General features: G+C 57.1%; 8 protein-coding genes and 3 pseudogenes. 2 read left to right on the forward strand and 9 right to left on the reverse strand.

The genetic code is table 11. The features are described from left to right. Positions 1-357 precede the first annotated feature (357 nt). From MESS2_RS12340 to MESS2_RS12355, 4 genes and pseudogenes are all read right to left on the reverse strand, one after another. A pseudogene (locus MESS2_RS12340) lies at positions 358-949 on the reverse strand (DUF6766 family protein). A gap of 1,288 nt (positions 950-2,237) precedes the next feature. Next, entirely contained in the window at positions 2,238-3,107 is an 870-nt protein-coding gene (locus tag MESS2_RS12345; RefSeq protein ID WP_008874579.1) for a hypothetical protein, read from the reverse strand. Continuing rightward, positions 3,104-3,499 carry a phage holin family protein gene (locus MESS2_RS12350; protein WP_008874580.1) on the reverse strand — a complete coding sequence of 132 codons (396 nt, stop codon included), beginning with the start codon at positions 3,497-3,499 and terminating at the stop codon, positions 3,104-3,106. The genes MESS2_RS12345 and MESS2_RS12350 overlap by 4 nt, the downstream gene beginning before the upstream one ends. Continuing rightward, positions 3,496-4,029, reverse strand: a complete 534-nt coding sequence (locus MESS2_RS12355; protein ID WP_157357675.1) for a hypothetical protein — start codon at positions 4,027-4,029, stop codon at positions 3,496-3,498. The genes MESS2_RS12350 and MESS2_RS12355 overlap by 4 nt, the downstream gene beginning before the upstream one ends. Positions 4,030-4,063: 34 nt before the next feature. Here MESS2_RS12355 and MESS2_RS32235 point away from each other — a divergent pair, with 34 nt between their 5' ends. Then, positions 4,064-4,438, forward strand: coding sequence for a hypothetical protein (locus tag MESS2_RS32235; protein ID WP_157357677.1), 375 nt, complete (start codon positions 4,064-4,066; stop codon positions 4,436-4,438). 468 nt (positions 4,439-4,906) lie between these two features. Here MESS2_RS32235 and MESS2_RS12360 read toward each other — a convergent pair whose 3' ends face one another. Together MESS2_RS12360 and MESS2_RS12365 are read right to left on the reverse strand one after the other, a co-directional pair. Further along, positions 4,907-5,329, reverse strand: a complete 423-nt coding sequence (locus MESS2_RS12360; protein WP_040592786.1) for a GFA family protein — start codon at positions 5,327-5,329, stop codon at positions 4,907-4,909. A gap of 165 nt (positions 5,330-5,494) precedes the next feature. Further along, positions 5,495-5,734 carry a hypothetical protein gene (locus MESS2_RS12365; RefSeq protein ID WP_157357679.1) on the reverse strand — a complete coding sequence of 80 codons (240 nt, stop codon included), beginning with the start codon at positions 5,732-5,734 and terminating at the stop codon, positions 5,495-5,497. Between the two features lie 397 nt (positions 5,735-6,131). On the opposite strand from MESS2_RS12365, the pseudogene MESS2_RS12370 reads away from it, so the two are divergent. Continuing rightward, positions 6,132-7,279, forward strand: a pseudogene (locus MESS2_RS12370) (extracellular catalytic domain type 1 short-chain-length polyhydroxyalkanoate depolymerase). 84 nt (positions 7,280-7,363) lie between these two features. On the opposite strand, the gene MESS2_RS12375 reads toward MESS2_RS12370, so the two are convergent. From MESS2_RS12375 to MESS2_RS32965, 3 genes and pseudogenes are all read right to left on the reverse strand, one after another. Further along, on the reverse strand, positions 7,364-7,972 hold the full coding sequence (locus MESS2_RS12375) for a hypothetical protein (RefSeq protein WP_008874589.1): 609 nt from the start codon (positions 7,970-7,972) through the stop codon (positions 7,364-7,366). 23 nt (positions 7,973-7,995) lie between these two features. Beyond that, positions 7,996-8,738 (reverse strand): annotated as a pseudogene (locus MESS2_RS12380) (DUF4142 domain-containing protein). A 208-nt stretch (positions 8,739-8,946) separates the two neighbouring features. Then, positions 8,947-9,211: hypothetical protein (locus MESS2_RS32965; protein WP_244439953.1), on the reverse strand; the 265-nt coding region annotated here is incomplete at its 5' end.

Consider the following 9,211-nt stretch of genomic DNA (forward strand, 5'->3'; position numbering starts at 1 on the left):
AAGCACTCCCGTTTGGACATTTCTGCTTTTGAGGCGACGGCCATAGAATACCGCAGCTTCGGGCAAAAGGCGACGAATGCCCGACGCGCGGTTTCGGCGTCAGCGTTACTGGTCAGCGTGGCTTCCCGGGCGCGAATTGCAGCCTTCTGTTCCATCTGATTCCGCACCATTTCCACGCGAACTGATAGGCATGGGCGACGGTGTTGAGTTGGCTTAGAAAACCGAAACCGAGACATATTCGGATCGCCTTTTAAAGGGCTTCGCAAGCACCGTGACCTCGATGGAAGCAGTCAGGTAAGCATTGATATACGGAACCTGTGCGCTTCAATTCGCCGGCTGGCCAGCGGCCTCCGAGCCCTACTCGCCGGTATCAGAGTTCGCCGCGTTGGTAGGTTTCGATTCCGGCGAGCCCTTGTGCCGAAGAAAGATCGACAAAACGATCAGCACGGCCGTCGACAGGAATTCGGATTGCCAGTTTTGAAAGGACTCGAACCACATCTGTGCGTCGAGCAGGTAGTCTCCCACGGATTGAATCTGACCATCGTGCAGGACTGCTTGCTCGTTTGCTGCTGCCAAACTAGCCGAGAAGTGCAATGCAAAGGACATCACGAAAAGCATGGCCAGCGCTATGCCCAGAGAATAGGAGTAGAGCCAAGCGAGAATCGGGTTTTGCCTGCGCGCGGCCGCCGGAATCTCGTTGTCAGGACGGTCGGGATCGTCGGGATCACGAGACTCGGCCGAACCGCGCCGAAACAGCATGGCTGTCAGCATTACATAGGCCGACATCTGCAAGAATTCGCTCTCCCAGTTTTCGAAGAGTGCCGAGAGGAAGTCGCCAACTTACCAAATATTCCGCCAGCCCAATCGTCCTCGATCCGTGCTCCCGAAGTTCGTCGTTGTAGGTCGCATGACCAGACCAGATCATGCCCAGCACGCTCAAAAGGAACATCGCTACCAAGGCAATCGTCAGGCCGTTGTCCCGAAAAAAGGCTCTCAGGGGCGTCTCCCTAGTAATCCGGTCCTACACGAGCAGATCGTTATCGTCGGGTGAGCAGGGATTAGAAATCGTGCGTGCTGGCGCGCGCTTCGCCTACTTGCCGGCTGACGCATTTCGCCAATGGGGCGTGAAAAGCTTTCCAGCTTACGGCCAAGTCACCTGGCTTCGGGGTTGCAGTTAGCGACATGAGACTAGATTCCGTTCCCGGGGGTGTTGGATCAACTTCGACCAACGCATCTGGTTCCCGGGGGATTACGTGGTCTGGATTTATCTGTATGGGGCCATTGGAACTTTGCGATGCGCGTGGAGTTGGGCACTTCAAAGGAGAACGGTCCGATGCCCAGGGCTCGCAACAAAGTAACGCCATCCGCAACGCGCTCCCGCGGGAAGATCAAACCCGAGGGGGATGCCAGAGGTCAATCAGAACGCGACCACAAAGGCGGAAAGAACGCAGCCGTTTCAAGCGCCAATCCTCGTGTGTCGTCGGGTAATGAGGACGGCGACGCTACGTTCCCCCTGAAGAAGAACAAGTAGAGGAGCCGGACTTAGCGGCCCGTGGATTTCCAATCGATAGATTGCGCGTGCAAATGTAGCCATCCACGCGGGGCATGCCATCACCCATGGCGATAAGGGCAACTGCAGGTCCCAGTCGGCTTGCTTGGGGAACGAATTCCTCATGCGCGTCTATGAATCCGATCGAGATAAGCTTCACCTTGGAGTCTTCATCTGTGTATCCGATTGAAGTGCCGCACGATGAGCAGAACGGATCGTACGACGCCACCGTCGAGAATGTCTTGGTTTCCGCGCCTACCCACCGGATACCGCTTGGACTGTAGCCTATCGATATTGTCAGCGGTTTGCCAATCGCTCGTGGCAATCGTCATCGTGGTCAAAACAAGCCCAAAGGTTCATCTTTAAATCTGCGGTTATATCACCGAGGAGACATCGTCCCCGCTCTATGCGGGTCACTCTAGCCCCGACCGGGGCGATTGGGCCTCTTCGGCGATAACAAGCAAGGCCTCAAGCGTTACCGCAACGCCTGACATTAGCGCGGCTATGTCACCGACCCGCTTGGGACAGCTCTGCAGCCCTATTCCGCAAGGTCCCGCCAAGTTCCTTCAATCTCAAACGCAGGTCGTTATCCATGCCATTCTCCCATTTGATGAGTCACGCTTAACGTGGCGGCCCGCGGTCATCACCGTTTCAAAAGAGCATCAAGGCAAGGCATCCTTCGCAAAGATCAGGTATCAGACCCTGGCAGCTTATCGGCCACTTCCTGCAGCTTTTCTCGGGCCAACGTCTCGGTTTGCGAACCCGTCTCGTGAACAACCTTCTTGACTTGATCAACGAGGTCGACGCCATCGCCGATCAGGCCTTGCTCGTCGGCCTGATCCTTGATGGTCTGATAAGCCTGCGCGGCGACGTCCTTAACGCCCTCCAGGCCTTGGTCCAAAAGTTTGCTGGCTTGATCGCGCAATTTGCCGCTCGATTCCCCGAGTTGAAGGTTTTCGAAGTCAGTCCGAGGCAAGAAAGCGCCAATAGCCGTACCAAGAGCCACGCCGAGGGCGGCAAGCACCAAAGGCTCCTGCCGAAGCATGTCAGCGGCGGCCGCTGAAGCCTTTGCGGTTTGGCTAGCTGTGGCAGAAACATATCCGCTGGCCTTGTCAGAAATGCCATGCGCTGTTTCGGCCGCCGTCGCCGCAATACTGTCCGCCGCACCGCCAGCGATTGACGAGGCTTCCGTTAGCGATTCCTTCATCCCACTTAAGAGATCTGCTTCCTCATTCGCAGAGCGTCGCCCGAATTCGGAAGCATCAGGCATAGTTGAGGAGCCTGAGGGATAAGAGCGGCCCTCCGCTTCGGTCCGTTGGCCGGCCATCAGCCATGCCAATCCTACACCGACGAGCGCAACAGGAAGGGGGTTAGCTTGGACTTGGCCCCTTAAGGTAGTCAGGAGTGAACTGCTGCCCTCGCCGGTAAACATCCCTGTGAACTCATCTATGAGCTGACCTGGGGTCATTTTGTTGCGTATTGAATCGGCAGTTTCAGAAACCTGCGCTCGTACGAGTTCAGCGTCATGCTGGAGTTCGGCAGATGTTTTCTCGGTCATTTGACTTGATCCTTGATGACGTTGGCGTCGCGTTTGAGCTGCGTGACAGTGCGGTCAGGAGTGAGCTGCGAGGGCTTCATGTTCAAAGCGCCGTTGCGCACGAGAAAAACGCCAATGAGTGCGACAACGACGCCGACGAGCAGGGATGACCAACCCACTCCTAGCCCCGCGTTCGCCAGCGCAATTACTAGGGCCTGAAGCAGGATGAGCAGCGCCGTCATAAGGCAAATAGCTCCGCCTAATACTTCAGCTGCACCAGCGCCCGCCTGTTCGGCTTTCTCGAGCAATTCTGTGCGAAGAAGTCTACCTTCTGTCTGCAGAAGGTTTGTCACTTGGTGAGACAGATCACTTATCAGAGACATAAGGCTTCGGTCGTCCTGCCCGGGCGTCATTGTTCACTCTCCTGTCGAAGAGTTTGCGGATCTTCGAAAGCAGATGATGAAGGACCCTCTCCACTTTGAGGCTCATGCCTTGATGCCTCATCCGAAGGTGAAGTACTTTTTATGAAGCGGCCCAAGGCTAATCCAGCCAGCACAGAACCGCCCATCAGCGCACCAGGATTTTGGGCTCCGAACGACTTAACCTCCCGCAAGACGTCTTCGAAGGGTTTGTCCCTTAGCGAAGAAGATATTCGCTCCAAACCGCCGGCTGCTTCCAGAGCAAACCGCGAGGCACTTTTATGATGGCTATTCGCGAGATGCTCGCTAGCTGCCCTGATGGCCCCACCAAAAGTGGCGATTGCGCCGCTAAGATTGTTTTGAACAGCGTGAGCTTGGGTGGTAAGGGCTTCTTTGCCTTCCGAGGCAAGATCGTGCGCTTTGACAGTGAGATCATCCTTGGCTGCGTCAATCGTCTCGCTGACCTTTCTGCCACTTTCTGCAATTTGAGACTGGATATCCGAAATCTCGGGTTTGTCTTGCATTTTGGTCTCCCATGTGATCGCAGCCAGGCATTCAATGCAGGCCAAGAAACGAAAGGATCGCCAGCACGACAACAACCAAACCGATAAGATAGATGACGCTGTTCATGGTGCGAATTCCTCCAGCTTGAGCAACTTGCCAAGTCGCTACCTGTTCCGTCGCGAATTCAAATTTGAATCTTTTTTTCAGACTGTTCCCCGACCCGGTTTTCGCGCAGTCCGCCATCATGCGGAGGTAACAGGATCTTTCTCGGCCCATCCGAAGTCCGAACATCGGCCGGCGGCTCGCAACTCGCCCTACGCCATCCCGTCAACGCCGGGTGGCGACGCCGAGGTAGTGGTTCTGGATGCGAGCTCGCATTCCTACGTCGCGGGTTTCGATCCGGTGGCCATTGACCGGTCAGCGCAGTAAAACGACATGGTCAGAAGCCAAGGCTTTCGCGAAGGCGGTTTGCATGCAAATGGTGGCAAACCGTCCCGATCTCTATCTCGTAAACATGGCCAAGAGACTGAGGACGTCGGGATCGACTATCGCCGAAATGATCGCATGCGACGACCGTCGCGCCGCTGTCACCGCGCGCCAGGGAGGGTGTTACTGTATCCATGCCGCTGACATAGGGGCAGGTCAGGGCCGATCTCGACCCAAAGAAATACACGGTCCCCATCGTACCGAGCCTGATTAAGAAGACCGTCGCGTGGGCGGACTATGATGATGGAGAACGGTCGATCGGAAATGCCATCAAACGGATGGGTTCAGCAAAGCTCGCCGCATGAGAGCGCCTTTGCTCTTTGTGTTGGATACGCGGGTGTAGGCGGGGCTGTCGAAGGCTGATGCCAGCGGCTGAAGCCGGAAGGCTTACTGCTCACTCGTAATGCTGAGTCACGCATCCGGCTGCAGAGGTGGCGCCTCGATAGCACGGGGTACGCGGTCGTGCTCAAATTGCTCAGCCCATCGCAGATCCATCAGCCAACGTTCGCGCCGGCCGATCCAGAGTTCATAATTCGGAATGATATCGCTCGGAGCAAGATCGAGCGCCCCAAGCATTATCTCCGCCTCATCATCCCGCAATGAAGCGACGCGAGAACCGCATTCGAGGCAGAAGCTCCGGCCTGCAAAAGTCTTCAGCTGGCCTGTCCCTTGGTATGCAAATCTCGGCCAAACCCCGAAGAAATTGAAAGCGCTCCCACTAGCGCGTCGACAATCATGACAGTGACAGACCCCAACGTGCAGTGGAGCGCCGCTGACCGAGAAGCGAACTGCACCACAAAGGCAGCCACCGTTGCGAACGTTATCTTCGCTCATATGATTGCTTTCATTGGAGGGTCACGGGAGGGTCACGCCTCTCGTCAGGATTGGGGACGGGAAGCTCATCTGGCGGAAGGTCGGGATCTGGCTCACGCACGTCTGGCGTCCAGGTAGGCGCATCCACCGGGGGTTCTTCGGTCGGCTCTGGCTTGGGTGGCATGATTATTCTCCGGGTTTGGCAGTTGGGCGCGGTGTTTTGCCCGCCAGTGGACGCGCCGCGGATTGTCTGGCCGGGAAGAGGTCTCCAATAGACCTTGTGTCCTTAAACGGAGATCCTACGGTTTTGGCGGCGACCGACACTTGACCGACTTGAATGAAGCTTGAGTTTTTGCGCTCAATTCTGGCGCCCGCCACCTCCGGCTCGTTCACGATTTCCTTGTTGAGGTTTTTGACCTTAGCCATTCGCATCTCCTATGCTCGCCAACGACCGGCTGTCAGGAATGTTCCATGTGGTCGCCTTCGAGAGGTGCAGGCTTTTTCATTGCATAAGCGGAACCTGATATGCGGGGTTTGGTTTCGGTAACGGCAGCACCCCTCGCTGCTGGTCAAGGGCCGGCAAACCTTGACCGGGCCCGCTTCTTCGCCAGTGAGGCGGGCCCACCTCCGCCGGCGGCTTTGGGGTGCTGGTACGGGATATCTGGATGGATTGGCGGCTAAGTCCGCGGCGCCTCCAAGCTTTGATTGCTAGAATGACGATACGTGCCTGACCTGGCGTAAGTTTGCTATTGTGCACTGCAGCACGATGTTGTTGCTAGCATCATGCGAAGTCACCGCCATCCCCGTGGGTAAGGATCCCGATTTGCGAAATATCTCAGATACGATTGCTCGCCTTGCTCTAATGCGCAACCAATCGGATTTCGCTCAAAGTTGGCACCACAACGGCTTGTCCGAGATTAAGGGGTTCGGCTCCAATCCCGGGAACTTGAGAGCAAGGGTTTTCATTCCCGATAACTTGCGCGACGCCGCTGCCCTTGTCGTGGTGCTCCATGGCTGTACCCAGAATGCAGCCGGGTATGATCACGGATCCGGGTGGTCGCAGCTCGCGGCGGAGGAAGGGTTTGCGGTTCTGTTCCCCGAACAGCAGCGCGCCAACAATCCTAATCTCTGCTTCAACTGGTTCATGCCTGGAGAAGTCAAGCGCGATAGCGGCGAGGCGCATTCTGTTCGCCAGATGATCGAGGTAGCGATTGTCGTTCATGGGCTCGATCGCGAGCGCATCTTCATCACTGGTCTTTCCGCAGGTGGCGCCATGGCGAACGTGATGTTGGCGGCCTACCCGGAGGTGTTCGGCGGCGGCGCAATTATCGCGGGCCTTGCCTATGGCAGCGCGTCGACGATCCCGGAGGCTTTCGATCGCATGCGTGGTTACAGCAGCCCATCCAAGCAAGAGCTGCAACGGCGGTTGCGTGAAGCTTCGCCCCACAAAGGGGTATGGCCGAAGATTTCAATTTGGCAGGGCTCGTCGACAACACGGTCGTGCCGTCCAACGCGGATTCCATTCTTGCCCAATGGCAAGGGGTTCATGACGTGGGCATCAGCCCCACCCGAACGGAATCCGTCGATGGACAAACGCGGCAAGTGTGGTGTGACGTCGACGGCCATAGGTTGATCGAGAAATACACAATTGTCGGCATGGGCCATGGCACCCCATTGAAGACGTCCAGGGATGATGGCCTTGGTCCCGCGCCATACATGCTGGACGTCGGGGTATCGTCGACACGCCGTATCGCGGAATTCTGGGGTATTACCACAGGGGTACAAGGTGCCAGGGCGGCAAACATCTCGGCAGATGGCACGGCCCGTTCTGAGACGATGTTGCCCGCCGCCCGCGAGACGTCGGAAAAACCGCTGGGCCGCGTCTTAGCATGCCATGCGCCTGGTTCGAAGGCTTGCGTTGCGAAAGTCATCGAGGAGGCGCTACGAGCAGCGGGCTTGATGCGGAAGTGACAGCAGAGCACCAGCAGAGAGAAAGCGCCCTAGCGGCTATGAAGGTGAAAAGCCCCGCTGTCTTTCGGCAGCGGGGCTTATCGATCAAATCCGGTTGACGTCGCGATCGCGGTCGCGGTCGCGCTCGATCTCGTCGGGGGTATAGGCTTCAGCATCAGGGTCAAACCCGGTCCAACCGCCTGCCTCGTAGTCTCTGCGACGTTCAGCTAAGTCGACCGATCTGGATTGACTAAGAATCTGCTCGGCACTCGCAACAAGCTCGTCGTCGACTTTGGCCGTGACCAGGGTGCCGCCACGTCGCACGCTCTCTGCATAAACATGGGCATCGCCTTCTGACACGCCGGAGTCTGTGAGAGCGCCGATGATGCCACCGGCCGCACCGCCAACTGCAGCGCCGGCAAGTGCCCCCGCGGCGGTCGCGGCCAGCCATCCAGCCGCTACGACCGGTCCGACGCCTGGAATGGCCATGATGCCCAACCCTGTCAGCAACCCACCAGCGCCGCCTACTACTGCTCCTATCCCCGCGCCACCGGCAGAGTCTTCAGCGACCTCGGATCGATCGTCGTCATACCAATTGCCTGAATTATTTGCGACGATGCTGATATCGGAATGCGGAATTCCCGTTTCTTCTAATTCGTTCACCGCGTTGGACGCATCTTCGTAGCTGTCGAAAAGTCCGGTTACCGTCTTCATGGTCTTCTCTCCTTGTTATTTTTTCAGTTGCTGCCGGCAACGACGTTGCCCTGGTAGTCCAGCGCTATACCGGTGGATTTTCCGTCCTTGCTCGCCTGCCCGCGCCAAATTCCTTGGTCGTCTTTGGTCAGCTTGGATACGTCCGAGTAGCCGGCATCCTGGATGCGGCTCTTGGCTTGGTCTTCAGTAAAGCTGTCGCGCCGGGAACCGGAGCGGCCGCACTCGGAGTGTCCGTCGTCTTCACGGCCGGCGTTGTCGCGCCAGTGGCTGCATTCTTTGTGGCCGCGATCTTTTCGATCATTTCCTGATGCATCTTAAGTGTCGGCAGATTCTCTTGCGCGAACGTTTTCAGCGACGCGGTGTCACCGTCGCGAGCATAGATTTCAAACAATTTCACGGCATCGGCATGCGCGCTGCGCTGCATCTCGACATACGGCTGATCAACGGGAGCGTCAGCGTTCTGAAGCCTTTCCAGATCGTCCTTATGCTTGGTGTCGAGCTCTGCTGGGACCTTCAGCTTTTGTGCAGCCGCGACCGCCTCCAGCTTGGCGTTCGCTGCCCCATGATCCTGGATCATCTTCTGGGCAAAGTCCTTGACGCTCTGATCGTGAGCCTTGTCTTGGGCGATCTTGCTCGAGTCCACTTCGAACTTGGCCCCAACTGCGGCCTTGTCGACAAAGTCCTGTGCGGTGTCCGCAGCGAACGTTGGCATGGCAAAAAGCATTGAAGCAGTGGCGAGGGAGGCGAGAACATGTCGCGTTTTCATGGTTGTAACCTTGTTGGTGCACGAGTGTGCGATGAATCCCTACAAGCCAATGCACGCTTTGTTCCGGCGCCGAGGAGATATGACCCATCTGCTGGTGGCAGGCTAGAATTCTCCAATAGACGACAGGCAAAAGACGCTGGGGCCGAGGGTGGACTAAACCCTAGCTGCGGAGCGGTACTTGACCTTGAGCCGTCTCGGCTCCGAACTGCTAAGCGCGAGTTGACTCTTGCTCTCGACCCCTCGCCGCAACAGCCGCAACAAATGCTTTCGCCGCTGCGTCGCACATGGTCCGTGAAGGTCCGTTGGAAGAAAGAATGACCTTCGCGGCTTTCAGCGAAAGGCCGTGTTTTTCCGCGAAGACCTCAACCTGATAGGAATGGTTTTCGGAAGAGGGATTGGGGTCGCTCTTGATCTTGCCCATGCAAGCCATGTACGCGGATAATGGAATCCCGCCTATATCAAATGATGTTCCG

This window comes from Mesorhizobium metallidurans STM 2683, from assembly GCF_000350085.1.
In the GTDB taxonomy this organism is placed as follows: domain Bacteria; phylum Pseudomonadota; class Alphaproteobacteria; order Rhizobiales; family Rhizobiaceae; genus Mesorhizobium; species Mesorhizobium metallidurans.

Excerpts from the sequence above, each read along its gene's own strand:
- MESS2_RS12345 (WP_008874579.1), bottom strand. The coding sequence starts at position 3,107 with ATGACCGAGAAAACATCTGCCGAACTCCAGCATGACGCTGAACTCGTA.
- MESS2_RS12350 (WP_008874580.1), bottom strand. The coding sequence starts at position 3,499 with ATGACGCCCGGGCAGGACGACCGAAGCCTTATGTCTCTGATAAGTGAT.
- MESS2_RS12355 (WP_157357675.1), bottom strand. The coding sequence starts at position 4,029 with ATGCAAGACAAACCCGAGATTTCGGATATCCAGTCTCAAATTGCAGAA.
- MESS2_RS32235 (WP_157357677.1), top strand. The coding sequence starts at position 4,064 with ATGCAGGCCAAGAAACGAAAGGATCGCCAGCACGACAACAACCAAACC.
- MESS2_RS12360 (WP_040592786.1), bottom strand. The coding sequence starts at position 5,329 with ATGAGCGAAGATAACGTTCGCAACGGTGGCTGCCTTTGTGGTGCAGTT.
- MESS2_RS12365 (WP_157357679.1), bottom strand. The coding sequence starts at position 5,734 with ATGGCTAAGGTCAAAAACCTCAACAAGGAAATCGTGAACGAGCCGGAG.
- MESS2_RS12375 (WP_008874589.1), bottom strand. The coding sequence starts at position 7,972 with ATGAAGACGGTAACCGGACTTTTCGACAGCTACGAAGATGCGTCCAAC.